The sequence below is a fragment of the Paenibacillus thiaminolyticus genome, from assembly GCF_003591545.1.
GTDB classification, from domain to species: Bacteria; Bacillota; Bacilli; order Paenibacillales; family Paenibacillaceae; genus Paenibacillus_B; species Paenibacillus_B thiaminolyticus_A.
Window position 1 is genome coordinate 136,228 of record NZ_QYZD01000012.1, and the last position, 17,720, is coordinate 153,947.

Annotated in this window: 23 protein-coding genes; 12 read left to right on the forward strand and 11 right to left on the reverse strand. The window is 56.8% G+C overall.

The genetic code is table 11. From position 1 onward, the window contains the following. The first annotated feature begins 13 nt into the window (after nt 1-13). The 10 genes from DQX05_RS14940 to DQX05_RS14985 all read left to right on the forward strand — a co-directional run bounded on the left by DQX05_RS14940 (nt 14) and on the right by DQX05_RS14985 (nt 7,768). Complete coding sequence (locus DQX05_RS14940) at nt 14-859, forward strand: hypothetical protein (RefSeq protein WP_119794361.1); 846 nt, start codon at nt 14-16, stop codon at nt 857-859. 5 nt (nt 860-864) lie between these two features. Next, on the forward strand, nt 865-2,076 hold the full coding sequence (locus DQX05_RS14945; protein ID WP_119794362.1) for a WXG100 family type VII secretion target: 1,212 nt from the start codon (nt 865-867) through the stop codon (nt 2,074-2,076). A gap of 22 nt (nt 2,077-2,098) precedes the next feature. Further along, a complete protein-coding gene (locus DQX05_RS14950; protein ID WP_119794363.1) occupies nt 2,099-2,401 on the forward strand; it encodes a DUF4176 domain-containing protein in 303 nt (100 codons plus the stop codon). A gap of 107 nt (nt 2,402-2,508) precedes the next feature. Next, nucleotides 2,509-2,784 carry a WXG100 family type VII secretion target gene (locus DQX05_RS14955; protein ID WP_119794364.1) on the forward strand — a complete coding sequence of 92 codons (276 nt, stop codon included), beginning with the start codon at nt 2,509-2,511 and terminating at the stop codon, nt 2,782-2,784. 127 nt (nt 2,785-2,911) lie between these two features. Then, complete coding sequence (locus tag DQX05_RS14960; protein ID WP_119794365.1) at nt 2,912-4,867, forward strand: hypothetical protein; 1,956 nt, start codon at nt 2,912-2,914, stop codon at nt 4,865-4,867. Between the two features lie 47 nt (nt 4,868-4,914). Next, entirely contained in the window at nt 4,915-5,667 is a 753-nt protein-coding gene (locus DQX05_RS14965; protein WP_119794366.1) for a vWA domain-containing protein, read from the forward strand. A gap of 17 nt (nt 5,668-5,684) precedes the next feature. Continuing rightward, a complete protein-coding gene (locus DQX05_RS14970) occupies nt 5,685-6,509 on the forward strand; it encodes a hypothetical protein (RefSeq protein WP_119794367.1) in 825 nt (274 codons plus the stop codon). 136 nt (nt 6,510-6,645) lie between these two features. Beyond that, nucleotides 6,646-7,197 carry a ribonuclease FAU-1 family protein gene (locus DQX05_RS14975; RefSeq protein ID WP_119794399.1) on the forward strand — a complete coding sequence of 184 codons (552 nt, stop codon included), beginning with the start codon at nt 6,646-6,648 and terminating at the stop codon, nt 7,195-7,197. Between the two features lie 75 nt (nt 7,198-7,272). Next, nucleotides 7,273-7,458, forward strand: coding sequence for a hypothetical protein (locus tag DQX05_RS14980; protein WP_119794368.1), 186 nt, complete (start codon nt 7,273-7,275; stop codon nt 7,456-7,458). A gap of 55 nt (nt 7,459-7,513) precedes the next feature. Continuing rightward, complete coding sequence (locus DQX05_RS14985; protein WP_119794369.1) at nt 7,514-7,768, forward strand: DUF2164 domain-containing protein; 255 nt, start codon at nt 7,514-7,516, stop codon at nt 7,766-7,768. A gap of 113 nt (nt 7,769-7,881) precedes the next feature. Here the strand turns inward: DQX05_RS14985 and DQX05_RS14990 are convergent, their stop codons facing one another. Genes DQX05_RS14990 through DQX05_RS15005 form a run of 4 tightly spaced genes read right to left on the reverse strand, consistent with a single transcriptional unit; the run spans nt 7,882 to nt 9,465 of the window. After that, nucleotides 7,882-8,088, reverse strand: coding sequence for a hypothetical protein (locus DQX05_RS14990; RefSeq protein ID WP_119794370.1), 207 nt, complete (start codon nt 8,086-8,088; stop codon nt 7,882-7,884). Between the two features lie 26 nt (nt 8,089-8,114). Further along, nucleotides 8,115-8,402 (reverse strand): hypothetical protein, encoded by a 288-nt coding sequence (locus tag DQX05_RS14995; protein WP_119794371.1) that lies wholly within the window; start codon nt 8,400-8,402, stop codon nt 8,115-8,117. Between the two features lie 32 nt (nt 8,403-8,434). Beyond that, nucleotides 8,435-9,037 (reverse strand): hypothetical protein, encoded by a 603-nt coding sequence (locus DQX05_RS15000; RefSeq protein ID WP_119794372.1) that lies wholly within the window; start codon nt 9,035-9,037, stop codon nt 8,435-8,437. Beyond that, nucleotides 9,034-9,465, reverse strand: coding sequence for a hypothetical protein (locus DQX05_RS15005; protein ID WP_119794373.1), 432 nt, complete (start codon nt 9,463-9,465; stop codon nt 9,034-9,036). The genes DQX05_RS15000 and DQX05_RS15005 overlap by 4 nt, the downstream gene beginning before the upstream one ends. A gap of 528 nt (nt 9,466-9,993) precedes the next feature. On the opposite strand from DQX05_RS15005, the gene DQX05_RS15010 reads away from it, so the two are divergent. Continuing rightward, nucleotides 9,994-10,605: an HAD family hydrolase gene (locus DQX05_RS15010; RefSeq protein ID WP_259392012.1), complete on the forward strand. Its 612-nt coding sequence runs from the start codon at nt 9,994-9,996 to the stop codon at nt 10,603-10,605. Here the strand turns inward: DQX05_RS15010 and DQX05_RS30325 are convergent. The 7 genes from DQX05_RS30325 to DQX05_RS15040 all read right to left on the reverse strand — a co-directional run bounded on the left by DQX05_RS30325 (nt 10,587) and on the right by DQX05_RS15040 (nt 17,425). After that, complete coding sequence (locus DQX05_RS30325) at nt 10,587-10,799, reverse strand: hypothetical protein (protein ID WP_147385191.1); 213 nt, start codon at nt 10,797-10,799, stop codon at nt 10,587-10,589. The genes DQX05_RS15010 and DQX05_RS30325 overlap by 19 nt on opposite strands. Nucleotides 10,800-10,935: 136 nt before the next feature. Next, nucleotides 10,936-11,895: an ABC transporter ATP-binding protein gene (locus tag DQX05_RS15015; protein WP_119794375.1), complete on the reverse strand. Its 960-nt coding sequence runs from the start codon at nt 11,893-11,895 to the stop codon at nt 10,936-10,938. Further along, entirely contained in the window at nt 11,892-12,884 is a 993-nt protein-coding gene (locus tag DQX05_RS15020; protein ID WP_119794376.1) for an ABC transporter ATP-binding protein, read from the reverse strand. Before DQX05_RS15020 ends, DQX05_RS15015 begins: the two co-directional genes overlap by 4 nt. A gap of 19 nt (nt 12,885-12,903) precedes the next feature. Beyond that, nucleotides 12,904-13,851, reverse strand: a complete 948-nt coding sequence (locus tag DQX05_RS15025; RefSeq protein WP_119794377.1) for an ABC transporter permease — start codon at nt 13,849-13,851, stop codon at nt 12,904-12,906. Beyond that, nucleotides 13,848-14,786 carry an ABC transporter permease gene (locus DQX05_RS15030; RefSeq protein ID WP_119794378.1) on the reverse strand — a complete coding sequence of 313 codons (939 nt, stop codon included), beginning with the start codon at nt 14,784-14,786 and terminating at the stop codon, nt 13,848-13,850. Before DQX05_RS15030 ends, DQX05_RS15025 begins: the two co-directional genes overlap by 4 nt. Before the next feature lie 124 nt (nt 14,787-14,910). Further along, complete coding sequence (locus DQX05_RS15035; protein ID WP_182914763.1) at nt 14,911-16,617, reverse strand: peptide ABC transporter substrate-binding protein; 1,707 nt, start codon at nt 16,615-16,617, stop codon at nt 14,911-14,913. Between the two features lie 310 nt (nt 16,618-16,927). Next, a complete protein-coding gene (locus tag DQX05_RS15040; protein ID WP_119794380.1) occupies nt 16,928-17,425 on the reverse strand; it encodes a stalk domain-containing protein in 498 nt (165 codons plus the stop codon). A 153-nt stretch (nt 17,426-17,578) separates the two neighbouring features. Here DQX05_RS15040 and DQX05_RS32135 point away from each other — a divergent pair, with 153 nt between their 5' ends. Further along, complete coding sequence (locus DQX05_RS32135) at nt 17,579-17,710, forward strand: hypothetical protein (RefSeq protein ID WP_259392008.1); 132 nt, start codon at nt 17,579-17,581, stop codon at nt 17,708-17,710. Nucleotides 17,711-17,720 lie beyond the last annotated feature (10 nt).

Consider the following 17,720-nt stretch of genomic DNA (forward strand, 5'->3'; position numbering starts at 1 on the left):
GGTGCATGAATTGATGACGACAGATGACGTTGACAAAGAAGAGAACAAGTTGAGAGATAGCATTACGCTGGATGCGAAGGAGTTGTACTTTCTGACCGGTATTATCGGTTCTGACCGTTTATTGGGCATCGAAGATCCGTTTCGCGGATATTTGACGGACGAGATTGCGGAAGAATGGGACCGGGCCAAGTCAGCTCTGCTGAAAAAGGGATATTTGATGGAAGAGCCGAACGGGGTGGAGCTGTCCATGCCCCCGCATGTGTTTTCGAGCGTTGCCGTTACCGGGCTGGCCAAGCGATCATGCTGGGTCAGGTACTCCCATGCGAGCGAAGCGTTCGAAGGGTACCTCCACATGACGGATGAGATGGTCATCCAGCGCGTGCGGTGCAATGAAGATCCGAATCGGTATACGCTCTATGAGATCGGATCGGTAGAAGAGGCATGCCGTGAGCTTATCGAGAGGATGCGCTGGGCCGACCAGCCGGAGACGGAGATGACCTCGGTGATCTTGTCCAAAAGGCATTTTCACAAGCTGTATGAGCAGGCGCACCAGTTGACGGTCGAGCAAATGACATGCCAATTGATGACGTTCGACGGAGAGGAAGAAGGGGCACTCGCCCTAGCCTGCTCGATGAAAAATAAGGTTGCGGAAGGAGAATTCCTATTCCTGGTCTGGAATGAGCAGGACTGGGACGTTCAGGGGCTGGCGTTCATCATTGGCGATTCATGCAACTGGCTGATCCGCAAAAGCTCTAAAGGTGACGAAGATTGGTTGACGGCCACGCCGACGACAAAGGAGCAATTTGCCCAAATGTTCGTGCAGTGGAACCGGCAGCTCGCAAAAGATGAGGGAAGGTGACAACGATGCGTATTCTCGTATATCCGGATGCGCTCCGTGATTTGGGCCGTCAGCTTCAAATTGCGGCGGAACAAATACAAACTATTCAATCGTCTCTTAGTCAGGCGCTGCATACGTTGACGTTGGAGTCTTCGATAAGGACATCCGTCATGGAAGAATGGCAGCAGGCATCGCGTCTGTCTTCCCAGATTCACGAGTTGTTGTTCGAGCTAGGCAAGCAAATCAGTACGAAAGCGGAGCAATTCCAGACGGCTGATCAGCAGACGAACAGCATTTTGCCGCCTGGGGCAAAGATCGGATCGGCAACGGCCATATTCAGCGGCATTATGATGGGGGGGACGTCTCTTATCCTTCCCGGAGTCGCACCGGGGCTCGGGACGATCTCGAATCCGAATTCAGCCGTTCGCGCGATGAACGGTGGGGGACCCAGCATCGGACTAAGCTGGAAGCCGACGGAGGCCCAGTTATATGGCTTCGGCAAGGGCGGCTATGATATGCTGCGCATGCACCGTGACAAATTCAACGTCAATGTGCGGGGAGACGGTTACGTCACCATTAGCGGGGCCCGCTCCGAGTACGCGCTGTCGGAAGGGATTCGCGGCACACGGTATGCCGCTTCGAACGGGTCCGATCACCGCAATGTATGGAAGTTCGTCGACCCGAGCATCGCGATGAAGGAAGCCTTCTCGCTCAATGGATGGAGCGCGAAGCTGGGATATGCCGGCCTCGCCTACGACACGGGAACGGCTGTGATGACGGATTATGAAGCAGGGGGAGCCAGCCGCGCGGTGGCAAGCGGCGTCGTGAACGGCTCGCTCGGCTTGGGCACGATGGCGGCCAGTGCTGCGGTCGGCGCATATGTCGGCTCCGTCGTTCCGGTAGGAGGGACCATCGTCGGGGCCGGCGTCGGATTGGCCGCGGGTGCCGTCATGTCCATGGCTTCGGAAGTCACGGTTAACGGCAAGTCATTGAAAACCTGCGCGGTGGACGCGGTAGACAGCGCCGTGGACGGCGTATCCGACTCGGTGACGGAAGGGACGAAGTCGCTCTCAACGAAAGTGCAATCCGTCTCGGACACGGTGGCTGATGGAGTAAAGGCGGTCAAGAGCGGAACGACGAAGACAGCGAAGCGCATCGCCGATTCCGTCTCGGACACGTCCGGGGGCTTGGAAAATGGTTCCCCTGGACTGGATCTTAACGGTCAGAGGCGTAATTGAACAGAGAAGGGAAGGGTGCGATTTGAAGAATCAAGCAGAACAACTCCGTCCTACACATGAAAAGACGTTACTTCCGCTGGGCTCGGTCGTATTGCTGCGCGACGGAAGTAAGAAATTGATGATATATGGCCGCAAGCAGCTTCAAATCAAGACAAATCGCCTGTTTGATTATTTGGGCGTCGTCTATCCGGAAGGATACATAGATGAGAACTTTTCCTTTTTATTCAATCATGAGGATATCGACGTTGTCGCCCATGTAGGTTTTTCGAACTATGAAGAAGAAGCCTTTCAAAAAGTTCTTCAAGAAGTTTCAATAGCTAAGTAAAAGGTTATATGGAAATTAGGACCAGGGCCTCTTACCGAGTAGGAATGGATTTCATGTACAATTGACCTAGCATTTATCCTATCCATTTCCAAAGGAGGAAGTTAATAATGGCAGGCCGTATTTTAATTACACCTGAACAAGTGGACCAGGTCGCGAATCAATTCAAGCAGGGTGGAGAGCAAAGCCAACAGGTGGTCTCCGGCCTGACGCAAGCGATTCAAGGCATGGAAGGACAATGGGAAGGGATGACGAAACAACGCTTTTTCCAGGAGTTCCAGGAAGCGAGCAGACAGATGCAGGCTTTCGTTCAGACGGTGAACGGCATCAGCGAAGAACTGCGCGCGATTGCGAACAAGTTCCGCACAATCGACCAACAGCGCTAATATCTGAATGCAGGGCTGTGCTGCCGCTGCGCATGAACCTGATAAGAAAACCGGGCGTTGTAGCGACTCCCGGTTTTCTTGCAGTATGCCGCATTAGGTAACCTGAATCACCACGGGGGGATGGGGAATGTCATTTCAGCCGAATCCGGGAGATTCGATCCGGCTGTATGGAGCCGATTATCTCATTGGAGAGCACCCGGCTGCTCCCGGTCTGGCTTACGCGCAGGCCGGAAGGCAAGGAATCGTATACCAATTGATCCCGCATGACGGCGACGTGCAGGAGATGAAGGCGCTCAAGGTGTTCTTTCCAAAATACCGCATACCGGCCATGGTCTACCAGTCGGATCAACTGGATGCGTACAGCGCCTTGCCCGGGCTTAGCGTATGCAAGCGGCACATCTTGACTCCTGAAAAAAACGGAGGAATCATCCAGGCGCATACCGACCTGTTATATGCGGTGCTGATGCCATGGGTACATGGCCCTACCTGGTTGGATATTATCGCAGCCCAGCGGGCTCTTACCCGTCGGGAAAGCCTCGAGCTGGCAACATCCCTTGCGCAGATCTGCTCGGGGATGGAGCAAAAAGGATTGGCTCACTGCGATTTGTCTGCGCCGAACGTATTGCTTCCGTTTTTTTCGGAAGTTAACAAGCATCGCAACGGATCCAAGATCGAGCTCGTCGACGTGGAGCAGATGTACAGTCCGAAGCTGGATCGGCCGGACGTGCTTCTCGCCGGTTCGCCGGGGTATGCGGCCCACCGCACCGTTCAAAGCGGATTATGGAGCGCGTATGCGGATCGGTTCGCCGGAGCGGTGATTCTAGCCGAGATGCTCGGCTGGTCCGATGACAGAGTCATCGGGCGCGCATGGGGCGAAAGTTATTTCGATCAGCATGAAATGCAGACCGCCTGCGAGCGGTACGGATTGATGAAGCGCTCGCTGGAGGAGCGCTGGGGGACGAAGATTGCCGAGCTGTTCGTCCGGGCATGGGAGAGCCAGGACTTGAGCAGCTGCCCGACCTTCGGCGAATGGCTCATTATTTTGTCTGGCGTGTCCGCTGACGAGCCGATCACGGTGCAGCCCCAGCCTGAGCCTGCTGGCGGGACGCCGGAGGGCAGGCTGGAGTCCGAACCGGCCGGGCAAGACCCGGTTACGCCGTCTGCCGCTTCCGGCGCGGCAGACCCTTCCGATCCGAGCGTGGTGGATCGTCTGTTCAACCAGGCCAGGGAGCTCGAGAAGAAGGGGCAATGGCAGAGCGCGCTTGATGTATACCGTTCGGCGCATCATTTCGTCTCTGCCGGAAGCCCGATGGAGGTTGAACTGGCGGCCGCTATCGCAGGCTTGCAGGAACGGCTGCGCGCGGAGAAGGCTCCGTCCGGGAAGCTCCCGTGGAGGCGCCGCAGAACTACCGCGCTGCTCGCGGCCGGCATCGTCGTGCTGCTGCTGCTGGGAGCGAGTCCGCTTGTGTATAATATGCTGCAAGCCGATGCGCTGAAGGCGAAGGAGCAGCAGGAGGCGTTGGCCGCGAAGCAGCGGGAAGAGGCGGAGCTGGCCCAGAAGCAGGCGGAGGAGGAAGCCCGCCGCAAGCAGGAAGAAGAGGCGCGGCTGGCGGCCCAGCGGGAGGAAGAAGCGAAGAAGGAGCAGGAGCGGAAGAAGCTGGAGCAGCAGAAGCTGGCTGAGCAGAAGCGGGCCGAACAGAAGAAGAAGGAAGAAGAGCGGAAGAAGCTTCAGGAGAAGTATGACAAGCAAGCGAAATACGAGAAGTACCTCCAGTGGAAGCAGCAGCAGGCCGAGGCGCAGAAGCGCAAGCAGGAGGAAGAGGCCCGCAAGCGGAAGGAGCAGGAGGAAGAACTGAAGCGGATTCGGGAGCGGGATGCGGTCCTGCTCGTGGCCTCCTATAACAAGGCCTACAATTCCGCCAAGCGGGATAACCATGACAACGCCCGCGAGAGTGCGCTGGAATTCGCCAAGCGCTATGAGAAGGATCCCGATTACTTCAATAAGAAGCCTGACATGTCCGCCCGGGCGGGACATATTTATAAATATTTGAAAGATCGGGAGCATGAGCTTCCCGATATTTAATCATTTAATCCGGAAAGCATGACAGAACTGAGGTGACACCGAAGCGGATGAATTATACCATTCAAGCTTCCCAACGGACGCCGGCGCTCATTATTTATCTCATTGACATCAGCGCTTCGATGAATATGCTGATGGACGGGAAGCGCCGGATAGACATTGTATACGAAGCGCTATCCTTGGCAATTCGGCAGATGGTGTTCCGGTCCACCAAGGGGAATCGGCTGATGCCCAGGTACCGCCTGGCTATACTGGCCTACAGTGACGATGTATACGATCTGCTGAACGGCATCAAGGGCATCGACGAGATCGCCAGTCTTGGCTCGCTGCCAGATCTGACGCCGGTCCGGTTCTCCGATTCGGCCAAGGCGTTCCGGCAGGCGGAACGGATCCTTGAGGCGGAGCTTCCGAATATGCAGGACTGCCCGGCTCCGCTTGTGTGCCATATGACCGATGGGGTCGCGACCGGGGAGGACCCGGAGCCGATCGCGAAGCGGATTATGCAAATGAGCGTGCCGGACGGCAATGTGCTGGTGGAGAATATTTTCATATCCGATCATATTATGGGGTCGCCGATCGCGGAGCCGCGCCGCTGGAAAGGGATTATGGCGGACACGCAATTCAAGGATGAGCATGCCGAGAAGCTGCGCAACATGTCCTCCATCTTGCCGGAGAGTTACCGGGAGATGCTGGTCGAGGCGGATTATCAGCTCGCTCCCGGCGCGCGCATGATGCTCCCCGGAAGCTGCGCGGAGCTCGTGTCCATCGGGTTCCAGATGTCGGCGGCGACGCCGGTTCGGTAGAGATGGGGAGATTGCGCATGCGAATTGGCCGAAAAAAGTCGTCCCGACATGATACGGCGGTACAGCGAATCCTGTGCTCCCAGCATATGGAGCATCCCGTAACGATCATTGACCACCCGTACCGGTGCAGGTACGGCTATGCACGGGCGGAGGAGACGGTCCAGCAGCGCGAGAACGGGCAGGACTTCCTCGGACTGCATTTGCAGGGCCAAGGCTGCAGCTTCGTGCTGTGCGACGGGGTAAGCATGAGCTATCAGGGCGACTTCGCTGCCCGGTTCCTCGGCGAGCGGCTGCTCGGCTGGCTGGCAGACCTGGGAGCGCCGCCAAGCGAGCAGGCCTTTCATGCCTATATCGGAGGACTGACCGGCCCGGCGACGAAGGCGGTAGAAGGTCTGCCGATACCTCATGGCACGCCGCGGCTGCTGAGGGAAGTACTCGAAGAGAAGCGGCGCCGCGGCAGCGAATCGATGTTCATCTGCGGCCGCATCGAACGCGCCAGCTGCAGCGTGCTTCGCAAGAGCAAGCTGTGGCTCGCGTGGCAGGGAGATTGCCGTCTGCGACTGTGGGTGAACGGCACGGAAGTGAAGGCGCCGTTCCAGGACAAAACACGCATCGGCGAGCGTTGGTCTACGTTAACCGGCCCGGTCGGCGGTGCGCCGCATCTGTTCACGATGGAGCTGCCCCGCTCCGGGATGTACCGGCTGCTCTGTTATACGGATGGGTTGCGCGAGCTGGACGGTTGCAGCGGAACGCCATCGGATGCGGAGCTGCAGCGGATGCTGGATCAGCTTCAGGGCGGGGCGCTGACGGATGACGCCTCATTTATTGAGGTGTCGTGGTGAGCATGCTGCTCTGATATTCATACGCCAAGATAGGACATCGGGAGCGATGTTCTTTTGCAGATTTTCCGGCTGATTAACGGTATAATGGAAGAGATTTACGGAGATCGTGTATTTGGAGAGAAGAAAGGTTGACTTCATGAAACGAAAAAATGCTGACCGCAGTGACTGGAAACGGATCGAATCGCGTGATTTTGCTATCATGCATCAGGAAACCGAAGATTTTTCAGGCTATGTGACGCTGCTCCATTTCCATGCCGTGCGTGCGCCGCTTATCAAAAAAATGGACGGACGGAAGCTCGTGCTGGCGGATACCGGCTACTATTGGATGCAGCATTTCCCGCAAGGGAAGCGTTATTCCGTGACGACGATGCTGAACGACAAGGAAGAAGTGGTCCAGTGGTATGTGGATGTCTGCGAGCCTCCCGTATTGGATGAGCGCGGAATTCCGTATTATGACGATCTGTACCTGGACGTCGTCCTGCTGCCGTCAGGGAAGAGTTTTTTGCTGGATGAAGTGGAATTAGACGAGGCGCTGCGCTTGGGGCGCATTTCGGAGGAACAATACCGGCTGGCGTCCGAGGAAGCGCATCATTTGATGGAACATATAACAGAGCTGCCTGCCGTGCGCAACGGGATGGATGATTTCCGCCAGCTGAAGCTGCTGCTGCGTCCTTACCCGAACGGATAGGGTTGTGGAGCAGCTTGCCGGCTGTGGCTGGCGGGGTAGGTGCAGTGCGAATCATGGCAGAGGGAGGCAGGTTCGATGGATATCATTTCATTTTTCGGATTTATCCCGCTTCTTATTTATACGATAGTGTTCGTCCTTGGGGTCTACATCTGTATTCTGGTCATCCGTGCGCTGCACAGGACAATTCGATGGCTGGACTTGTCTATTCATGAGAAGGAGAGCCGAATCGGACAGCACTCGGTCTATCCGCCGGAGTGCTGATGCGCTCCCTATGACTTTGATTGTAGTTCAACGTAAGCAACGAAGGAGGAACGGTATGAATCCGATTAAGCTGCCCAGAGAACGGAAGGAATATATTATGGAGCAGGTGAAGCAGTACTTTGCGGAAGAACGCGCGGAGGAGCTTGGTGATATCGGAGCGGAGCAGCTCATTGATTTTATGATCAAGGAATTAGGCCCGCATCTGTATAATCAGGCGGTTCAGGATGCAAGGAAGCTGCTTCTCGAGCGGATGGCCGCTCTGGAAGACGATCTGTACGCACTGGAGCGTCCCGTGCAAGGACATCGTTAAGCAACGGCTTGGCTCCGCACCCGGGGGCCGGGCAACCGCTGGGCTGGGGGGAATGGCCGAACGATTACCGGCAGTGCCGGGGCGTACGTTCCCTTCCGTACGCCCCAGCGCCATCATCCGTCTGCAGGAATGCGGACGAATTCGATCGCTTGCAGCGGAATCGCGGCGAGTTGCCCGGAAGGCCCGTCCAGAATTGGCGGAACTTTGATGGTGAGGGTGGAACTGCCGACGGATTGCAATCTGCCCGTCGTCAAGCCATGAGCGGTAATGATCTCGACCACCGTCCCGATATACCCCCGCAGCAGCTGGCGAAAGTTCATTGCGAAATCTCCTCTCTTCTTGCCGATTATTGGATATACGTCACTTTGGAAAACGGAATGATCGCGCGGGCGCCGGCAGTCTCCCTTAGCTGCAGCACGCCGGAGCCTACGCAGAGGAGCACGCCCCGTACTTCAGCGCTTGGGGTGTAGACCACGCTCTCTCTCCCCACCTTGAACTCCAGGAACCGTCTTAATTCTTGATTAGGCACGACGCCCGAAGCCGCTTCGTCTACTCCGCGAGCCAATTCCTCTATTTTTTCCTCCAGATGGCGAACCTTTCTGTCAAGCCGGCCGCACCCGAACCATAACCACATCTTTGCTTCCTCCTCTCCCATGATCATCATGTTCAGACAGCCATCAGCACCGGCGATGCTGCCGGCATTGCTGCTCTATATCCGTCTTCAGCCGGTGAAGCTGGCGAACGCTCTCGGGTTCGTACTGGCGAATGCGGGGCAGCGCCGCCTGCGCCTTGGTCTGGCCATATTCGAGGAAGTCCTCGATTTCGCGGCCAATAGACTTCCTCCGGCTCCTGATAGGAGCAGACATATTCCTCCATGCCGCACTGCCTAAGCAGACTGCGGACCTTGTTCATCATGCTGAAGGCGAATACGGGCTTCCCGGCGCGGAGCGCGGCGAGCGACGGATGCAGCTTATAGGAGATCAGCATATCGATGGACTGGATGATGCTGTAGGTGACATCCAGCTCCATGAGCAGCGGCAGCGATTCGACGGAGGCGCGGGGATCGCGTGCCTTCATGGCTTGATACAGCCGATTGCACATGCCGAACTCGGAGAAGCGGTTGGTCGGATGATTGATGACCGGGGTGAGGGCGAGATGGTAGCCTTGGCTCGACAACCGGAGGAAGAGACGGAGCATCGCTTCGAAAGGGAAGGAGGAATAGGCGAATATGACGATGCCGATCGTGCGCCTGTCGGAGAACCGCTTCACGGGGAAGCGGGGGCTTGATAGCCGAAAGCGATGTCCGGCGCATCGTCGGATACGGATGAAATTCGGCCCGGGAAGCGATAGCGAGCGAATGGGCATCGCGGAATATAGCCTTTTGGGCCCGCCGTATCCGTTCCCGGTACCGATTGACCTGATCCTCCGGCCAGGATTCTTCCGGACGCGCCGACAATGCCGACGCTGTACACCCAGGTCGAATGATGGCGCAGCGCCGCCGGGAAGTAATAAGGGTTGAAGGAATACGGCGTAATCAGATCCCCGCCGCCGATGATGACGGCATCGGTATCATCTGGGCTCATCTGCGGCAGCCAGGGGTAGACGGCATGTCCGTCCAACCGCTTCTGCAGCGTCCGCAAGTATACATCGTCGCCGAAGTTCCCCATTCCGTAATATCCGCATACCGCAATATGCATCCTTGCACCTCCTCTACTTCAAAATGAACCGGCCGGCTCAGCCCGGATAATGATCGCGGTTGAACTGGCTGTTGCTTGCCTCTTCCCTCTCTACCATATGCGCGATTACTAGAATCGAGGTTCCGCTTCCGCCTTTTGTTTCGCAAAATCATTATTTGTCATGCCGCTTGCTTGCCGCTCCTGCTCATCTTCACGGTGAGGCGGAAGGATCTGAATGAAGATCCGCCCCGCATTCCTAGTTCAGTCAGCCTATCCGGGAGGCCCCAAGTCCCTTTTTCAGGAAATGACTCTCTTCTTGCAAAACAGGTTTGTTATACTGAAGGTATTCTCGACACTTCTCGACGGGATTCTGCAGCGCAGGCAGCCCGGCCCGGAACATGCGGGAGGTACAGGCGAGGCGCATTCATACGGAATATCGGCCGGAAGTCATACGGATAAGGGGATGGGACGTTCCTGGCGAAGTACAAGGCCCTATTTATTAACTTCTATGGAACGTTGGCATGGGAAGATGAGAACATTTTGCAGATTGTGTTCCGCAATATCCAGGTGAATTCCCGCCGGGCATGCAGCCTGCAGGAGATTGGCACTTACTGGTGGCAGAGCTTGTCCAGGCTGCTTCTCGAGAGCTACGGCAGCGCTTACCAGAGCCAGCGCCAGCTTGCGTGGGAATGCCTGGCCGAGACGCTGATTTATTTCGATTCGTTCAGCCGGCCGGACGATCTGCTGGCGCTGCAATACGCTAACTGGGAGCAGCCGAACCTGTACGAGGATGCGAGACGGTTCGTGGAACAGGCGCGTCAAGCCTATCCGGTCTATATTTTGTCGAATACGGACCGGGCCGATATTGAGGCGGCTCTGCGCTTGCATGCTTTACAGGTGGACGGGGTCGTTACGAGCGAGGATGTCCGCGCCTACAAGCCGCGGCCGGAGATGTTCCGCTGCGCTCTAGAGCAGTTCGGCGTAAAGCGGGAAGAGGTGCTGCATATCGGAGATTCCTTGAGCGGCGATGTGGGGGGCGCAACGAATGTCGGAATCGATACAGTCTGGCTGAACCGGAAGAACAAGCTGGGCAGCTTCCCCCATACCCGGTTCATCTGCAGCGATCTGTTGCAGTTGACTTCTTATTTGTTCCAAGCATGAACGTGGCGGGCGGGGAGGAGGTCTGGTTCGACGAAGATGCCGATCATTGGCTTGTCCGCTGGACGCAGCGCGGAACGAAGCGTATCAGCCGATGATGGGCAGGGCGGAGCAGACGGCTTCGCAAGCCGGAACGGGATGATGCGGATCGCGCAGCAGGGGAGGCTGAACGGAACGCGTTCGGCCTCCTGTCGCATCTTCTGCTGTATCTTGTGTCGTATCCGTGTATCTTCTATCGCATCTTCTGTCGTAACTTGTGTCGTATCCGTGTCTTCTATTAATTTCTTCTACTTGTATCTTCTGCTCTGTCTCCTGCGGCGGCTCGCGCTCGGCTTAGGCCTGATGACAGGCGACAAAATGTCCCGGTTTCGCTTCCTGGAAGTCAGGCTTCCGCTCGGCGCAGGTCCCGTTAGCATATGGGCATCGCGTCCGGAAGGAGCAGCCGCTCGGCGGATGCAGCGGACTCGGCAGCTCGTCGCTCAGCACGATCCGCTCCTTGCCGGCCTCGATGTCGGGATCGGGGACGGGAATGGCGGACATGAGCGCACGCGTATACGGGTGAAGCGGCTCGGCGTACAGCGTCCCGCTGTCGGCCAGCTCCACGATCTGGCCCAAGTACATGACGGCCACCCGATCGCTGATATGCTTGATCATGGACAGATCATGCGCGATGAACAGATAAGTCAGGCCGAGACGCTTCTGCAGATCCTGCAGCAGATTGACGACCTGGGCCTGTATCGATACGTCCAGCGCCGAGATCGGCTCGTCGCAAATGATGAACTTCGGATCGACCGCCAGCGCGCGGGCGATTCCGATGCGCTGGCGCTGGCCACCCGAGAACTCATGTGGATATCGGGTGGCATGATCCGGATTGAGCCCGACCAGGTGAAGCAGCTCCTCGACCCGCTTCCTGCGGGCCGAACGGCTGTCGGCCAGCCGGTGAATATCCAGCGCCTCCCCGATAATGTCCATGATGGTCATGCGCGGATTCAGCGATGCGTACGGGTCCTGGAAGATCATCTGCATCTCGCGGCGGAACGCCTTCAGCTGCCGCGGCTTCAGCCGGTATATATTCGTCCCCCCGTACCAGGCTTCCCCGCCCGTCGGCTCGTACAAGCGGAGGATCGTCCGTCCCGCCGTCGATTTGCCGCACCCCGATTCGCCTACCATTCCGAGCGCCTCTCCTCTGCGAACGGTGAAGCTGATATTATGGACGGCCTTCAGCGTCTGGCCTCGCCCAAGGTGGAAATGCTTGCTCAGCCGGTTGATCCGGAGCAATGGCTCAGTGCTCATCTGGCCACCTCCCGTGCAAGCGGATGCAGCAGCCAGCAGCTCGCGCTGTGGGTTCCGCTGATGGCGGTCGCTTCTGGCTGCCGTTCCTGGCAGACGCGCATCGCGTCGTTGCAGCGGGCCCAGAACGGGCAACCGTCCGGCGGCTTGGCGAGATCGGGCGGAGTGCCGTAAATCGGCACGAGCGGCTCCTCCTTGCTCTGATCGATCCGCGGCAGGGAACGAAGCAGCCCTCGGGTATACGGATGCCGCGGCTGCTTGAATATGTCCCGCTTCGTGCCGGTCTCGACGATCTGTCCCGCATACATGACGATGACGCGATCGCACAGATCCGCCACGATGCCAAGATCATGCGTGATCAGAATGATCGATGTCCCGAAGTCGCGCTGGAGCTGCTTGAGCACGCGCAGAATCTGGGCCTGAATCGTTACGTCGAGCGCCGTCGTCGGCTCGTCTGCGATGAGCAGCGCCGGGCGGCAGGCCAAGGCAATGGCGATCATGGCCCGCTGCCTCATGCCGCCGGAGAACTCATGCGGATATTGGGAGAAGCGCGTAGCCGGGTGGGGGATGCCGACCATCTCCAGCATCTCTATGGCCCGCCGCTTGGCAGCCTGCGGTGCCATGCGCTGATGCTTCGTCAGCACTTCGGTAATCTGGCGTCCGATCGTCATCGTCGGATTGAGCGATGTCATCGGATCCTGGAAGATCATCCCGATATCTTTGCCCCGGATGGATTGCATTTCCCGCTCCTTCACGCGGAGCAGATCTTTCCCCTGGAACCGGATTACCCCTTGATGAATGCGGGCGGGGGGATGCGGCAGAAGACGCATGATCGCTTGGGCGGTCACGCTCTTGCCGCAGCCGGATTCGCCGACGATGGCGACGGCCTCGCCGGGCTGGACATGGAATCCGATGCCGCGCACGGCTTGCACCTCGCCGCCGCGGACATGGAAGGAGACATGGAGATCTTGGACTTCTAACAAGCGCTGCATGGGCGAACCCTCCTTGTCCTTATTTTTTCATCTTCGGATCGAGCGCATCGCGCAGCCCGTCGCCGAACAGATTGAAGCACAGCATCATCAAGCTGATGAACAGCGCAGGGAAGGCAAGGCGCCAAGGATGAATGATCATGGCCTTGAGCGCGTCATTAATCATCGTCCCCCATGATGCGGCCGGAGATTGCACGCCCAGCCCGAGGAAGCTCAGTACCGCTTCGCTGAAGATCGCTGCCGGCACCGCCAAGGTCAAGGTGACGATAATCGGGCCCATGGCGTTCGGCAGGAGGTGCCGGAATAGAATGCGCATGCCCGATGAGCCCAAGGAACGGGAGGCGAGGGCATATTCCTGGTTTTTGAGCTGCATCATCTGCCCGCGTACAATCCAGGACATATTGATCCAACCGGTCACGCACAGCGCCAAAATAATGGTGCTCAGGCTCGGTTCGAAGACGACAACGAGCAGAATCGCAACCAGCAGATCCGGGATGGAATAAATGATTTCGGAAATTTTGTTCATCACCTCGTCGAGCCGGCCGCCGATATATCCCATAATGCCGCCGTAGATGACGCCGATGACGAGATTGATAGCCGCGGCGGAGAAGCCGACGGTAAGAGAGATGCGGGCCCCCATCCACGTGCGGGCGAACATGTCGCGGCCGAGATCGTCCGTGCCGAACCAATGCTCGGCGGAAGGCGGCAGGTTCGTCTTCTCCAGATTATTGGAATAGTAATCGTAAGGCGTAAGCACAGGACCGATGATGGCCATGAGGATGATGAGCAGCAAGAAGACAAGGCCCGTCATGGCAACCCGGTTGCTGCGCAGGCGCAGCCAGGCGTCGCGCCATGCGGATATGCTCTCCTGTTCGATCGCTTCCGCCGCATGTTCGCTGACGTCCGCCTTCCGGAAGTCTTCCGGGGCGAGAGGTCGTTCATCGGCAGAGGAGGAATGGAACGTGATCATGCGGCCTTCTCCTTTCTCGTGGCAAGAGTGATGCGGGGATCGATCAATCCGTACGCGATGTCGGTGATGAAGCGGGCGCACATCAGAATAAGTCCGTAGAATAGGGTAATGCCCATAATGAGCGAGTAGTCGCGGTTGCTGATGCTCGTGACGAATATTTTGCCGAGTCCCCCGATTCCGAAAATTTGTTCAATGATAAAGGAGCCCGTCACGACGTTGGCTGTGAGCGGTCCGAGATAGGTGACGACGGGCAGAATGCCGTTGCGCAGCACATGCCGGCGGATGATGGCGCCGCGGGACAAGCCTTTGGCCTTGGCGGTCTTAATATAATCGGCCGTCAAGACTTCCAGCATGTTCGAGCGCGTCAGGCGCGCAATGAAGGCGATAGGCAGGGCGGAGAGCGCCAGGGTCGGCATGATGTAGTCAAGCGGAGTGTTCAGGCCGACGACGTGCAGCCATTTCAGCTTCACGCCGAAAATATATTGGAAGAAGGAGGCCAGCACGAAGCTGGGGACCGATACGCCCAGAATGGCGATGACCATCGAGGCGGAGTCGAGCAGCTTGCGATGCCGCAGCGCCGCTATCATGCCCAGGCTGACGCCGAGGACGACGGAGACGATAATCGAGACAACGCCAAGCTTCAGGGAGTAGGGGAAGGCATCGCGGATCGTTTGGACGACTTCGCGGTCCTGCATTTTCATCGAAATCCCCAGATCGCCTTTCGCCAAGTTGGACAAGTATACGAAATATTGCTCATACAGCGGTTTATCCAGTCCGTATTGGGCCATCAGACGGGCGCGAATTTCCGGAGGAACCGCTTTTTCCGACATAAATGGATCGCCGGGAATGGCCTTCATGAGCAAAAATGTGACGGATGCCAGCACCCACAGCGATAGGATGAGATAGAACAGCTTGGTCAGGGAGTACCGAGTCATGGATGCATCCTCCTCCTTGTCAGGTTCATTCATTCCGCACGGGATATGAAGAAGCGGGACGCACCGGCAATTGGCCAAGTGCATCCCGGACGGACTTCATACCGGGTGAGCGCGAGCGGCGCCGTTATTCGAAATAACCCCGGCTGTAGTTGATCATTCCTTGATAGTCGATAAACACGTTTTTGAGGTACGGCTTCTTTAACCCGACGCTCGTGTAGTAGTACAGCGGAAGAATGGCCTGATCCTGCTCGATCATCATGCGCTCCGCCTTCGCCATCAATTCCATCCGTTCCTTGTTATCCAATGATTGCTTCGCCTCCCGGACGAGCTTGTCGAATTCCGGATTGCTGTAACCAATGTCGTTGTTGCCGCTTCCGGTCATGTAGAGATCGATAAAGGACATCGGATCGTTGTAGTCGGTCGACCATCCGGACCGGGCCATCTGATAGTTGAGCGCGGTGCGGTTCTTCAGGAAGACGCCCCATTCCTGATTCTCGATTTTCACTTTGACGCCGAGATTTTTGCTCCACATGTCAGCGACCGCCTCGGCCACCTTTTTGTGGTTCTCATCGGTATTGTAAGCGAGCGTAAATTCAGGCATGGAGGACAATCCCAGCTCGCTGAGTCCCTTTTGCAGCAACGCCTTCGCTTCCTCAATATTTTCTGTGAAATAATCGTCCTTGTGCTCGTTGCGGAATTCGTCCTTCAAGCCGGTGATACCGGGAGGTACGATGCCAAACGCGGGCAGCTCTCCGCCGAGAGTCACCTTATCGACAATCAACTGGCGGTCGATCGCCATTGACAGCGCTTTGCGGATGTTGACGTTGTTGAACGGCTCTTGTTGGTTATTGAACAAGTAGTAGTAGGTGGAGGCGATGCCCTTGATCCCCAGTTCGTCCGGCTTCGTTTCCTTCAGGAACGGAATTTGTTCATTCGGAACGCGTCCGGTCGGCATGCCGGCATAATCAATCTGGTCGGTCTCGTACATGTTCAGCTCCGAGCCCGAATCAGCGACTATGGACATCTGCACCTTGGTGAATTTGATATCGTCCTTATCGTAGTAATGTTCATTTTTCACCATCTCCAGCGAGCTTTGCTGCTTCCATTCGCTGATTTTGAACGGGCCGTTCGACACAATGGTGCTCGCCTCAGATGCCCATTTCGGATTGTCTTTGACAGAGGAATGAACCGGCAAATAGGTCTGGAATGAAAGAAGACTTAAAAAGTACGGAGTGGAGTGCTCCAAGTCGACCTCGAGCGTATTGGCATCGACAGCCTTGATGCCAACAGAGCTCGGGTCGGCGCTCTGTCCGGCGTTGTATGCTTCCGCGCCCTTGATATAGTACAGCTGGTAGGCGTACGGCGGCGCCGGCTCGGTCTTCGGATCAAGCACCCGCTTCCAGGCAAACTCGAAGTCTTCCGCAGTCACGGGATCTCCGTTCGACCATTTCGCGTCCTTCCGCAAATGGAAAGTGTACTTGGTACCGTCCGGGGATATTTCCCACTTCTCGGCGGTGCCCGGGACGGCTTCTCCGTTCTTGCTGCTCCGTGTTAACCCTTCGAACAGTCCGTTGAGCACGGCGTGCGCCACCGTGTCCTGCGACAGTCCGGGATCGAGCGTCGGCGGGTTCGAATGCAGATTGAAGCGGAAGACTTGCTCCTTCGGCGCTTCGGTTTTGCCGCCGCCAGGTGCCGGCTCTGCGGGCTTTTCGTTGTTCGTCGCCGGAGGCGAGGAAGAGTCGGTGCCTTGCCCGCTGCTTCCGCAAGCACTCATAAAAGCGCTTACAGCGAGTAATAGTGTCAACACGGCCAGCATAGATTTACGTCTCATTCGCATAGCGTACCCCTCTCTTGGTATGAAGTGGTCCACCAGGCCGGCGGCAAGACGATGAAGCGGAAGCGTTGCGGCCATCGGTGTATACCCTATCATTCTATAAACATGCCAACTCGTCTCTCTTTATTCCCATTTGTGATAAATTTTCATGATGAAAGTCATGGGGCCGCGGTTCTCTCGCCAAGTGCCGAGGCAGAAGGGGGGGGATTTCGGTTCATGTCAGGCGAAGCGCATGCCAAAAAACGGGACCGGTGAGCCCGGTCCCGTTCAGCGTCCGCCGTTCAGTGTGACGGCACGGCATATGTAATTATTCGGTATTATAAGTCTGCGGATCAAGCCAGAGCGTAACGGTTCTCGACTTGCCTTCCCAGGTGAAGTCGAACAGAAATACGTCGTGCAGCAGCTGAATCGGCACATAGGTCTTGCCTTTGATTACTTTAGGAAGCGTGGTCAGCTTCGTATCCTTGCCGTTGACTTTCATCTTATTGGTAAGTGAGTTCCAGGCGATGTCATCCTCGGGACCATCGATATACACGGTGTGGCTGATGGCTTCCCACCGGACCTTGAACTGGAACGCTTCACTGATGTCTATGATGGGCACATAGGTCTTGCTATCGATAAGAAGTCCGTTCTCTGTTATCGGTTCGCCGTCCTTATCGACGACCAGAACGCTGACAGGATCGCGCGTGAGCTTCACGGCCCGAGACTGGTCTTCCTCCTTGGCGGCCGATGCCGGAAGGCTGATCGACGCCACCAGAGCTCCTATTAACATAATCATGCCCAATGTACGAAGAGTAGCTTGCATAGAACCGATAACCTCCTTTACTACTAGTTTATAACGTGGATAACCCGAAAAAGTTACATGTTTCTTCAATTTTCTTGCCTTTCTCCAAAAAAAATGTCGAAGCTGCAGCATCAAGTGACACATTTTACTCTGAATTACCCGGAACGGAGACCTGTGAGTCACACATCAGCGCTTAATCTGGAGGGGACTGACCGGCTGCGCCTCCAACAAGGTGAAGGCTTGGCGCTATCCAAGCTGGGCGGGATCGCGGTCTTCCTCCCGGCGCGTAAAAGTTATAAAGAATAACAGGAATGTT

Bases quoted from the DNA above. Each gene is read 5' to 3' on its own strand.
- DQX05_RS14940 (WP_119794361.1), top strand. From the start codon at position 14: ATGACGACAGATGACGTTGACAAAGAAGAGAACAAGTTGAGAGATAGC.
- DQX05_RS14945 (WP_119794362.1), top strand. From the start codon at position 865: ATGCGTATTCTCGTATATCCGGATGCGCTCCGTGATTTGGGCCGTCAG.
- DQX05_RS14955 (WP_119794364.1), top strand. From the start codon at position 2,509: ATGGCAGGCCGTATTTTAATTACACCTGAACAAGTGGACCAGGTCGCG.
- DQX05_RS14960 (WP_119794365.1), top strand. From the start codon at position 2,912: ATGTCATTTCAGCCGAATCCGGGAGATTCGATCCGGCTGTATGGAGCC.
- DQX05_RS14965 (WP_119794366.1), top strand. From the start codon at position 4,915: ATGAATTATACCATTCAAGCTTCCCAACGGACGCCGGCGCTCATTATT.
- DQX05_RS14970 (WP_119794367.1), top strand. From the start codon at position 5,685: ATGCGAATTGGCCGAAAAAAGTCGTCCCGACATGATACGGCGGTACAG.
- DQX05_RS14975 (WP_119794399.1), top strand. From the start codon at position 6,646: ATGAAACGAAAAAATGCTGACCGCAGTGACTGGAAACGGATCGAATCG.
- DQX05_RS14980 (WP_119794368.1), top strand. From the start codon at position 7,273: ATGGATATCATTTCATTTTTCGGATTTATCCCGCTTCTTATTTATACG.
- DQX05_RS14985 (WP_119794369.1), top strand. From the start codon at position 7,514: ATGAATCCGATTAAGCTGCCCAGAGAACGGAAGGAATATATTATGGAG.
- DQX05_RS14990 (WP_119794370.1), bottom strand. From the start codon at position 8,088: ATGAACTTTCGCCAGCTGCTGCGGGGGTATATCGGGACGGTGGTCGAG.
- DQX05_RS14995 (WP_119794371.1), bottom strand. From the start codon at position 8,402: ATGTGGTTATGGTTCGGGTGCGGCCGGCTTGACAGAAAGGTTCGCCAT.
- DQX05_RS15005 (WP_119794373.1), bottom strand. From the start codon at position 9,465: ATGCATATTGCGGTATGCGGATATTACGGAATGGGGAACTTCGGCGAC.
- DQX05_RS30325 (WP_147385191.1), bottom strand. From the start codon at position 10,799: ATGCGACAGGAGGCCGAACGCGTTCCGTTCAGCCTCCCCTGCTGCGCG.
- DQX05_RS15015 (WP_119794375.1), bottom strand. From the start codon at position 11,895: ATGAGCACTGAGCCATTGCTCCGGATCAACCGGCTGAGCAAGCATTTC.
- DQX05_RS15020 (WP_119794376.1), bottom strand. From the start codon at position 12,884: ATGCAGCGCTTGTTAGAAGTCCAAGATCTCCATGTCTCCTTCCATGTC.
- DQX05_RS15025 (WP_119794377.1), bottom strand. From the start codon at position 13,851: ATGATCACGTTCCATTCCTCCTCTGCCGATGAACGACCTCTCGCCCCG.
- DQX05_RS15030 (WP_119794378.1), bottom strand. From the start codon at position 14,786: ATGACTCGGTACTCCCTGACCAAGCTGTTCTATCTCATCCTATCGCTG.
- DQX05_RS15035 (WP_182914763.1), bottom strand. From the start codon at position 16,617: ATGAGACGTAAATCTATGCTGGCCGTGTTGACACTATTACTCGCTGTA.
- DQX05_RS15040 (WP_119794380.1), bottom strand. From the start codon at position 17,425: ATGCAAGCTACTCTTCGTACATTGGGCATGATTATGTTAATAGGAGCT.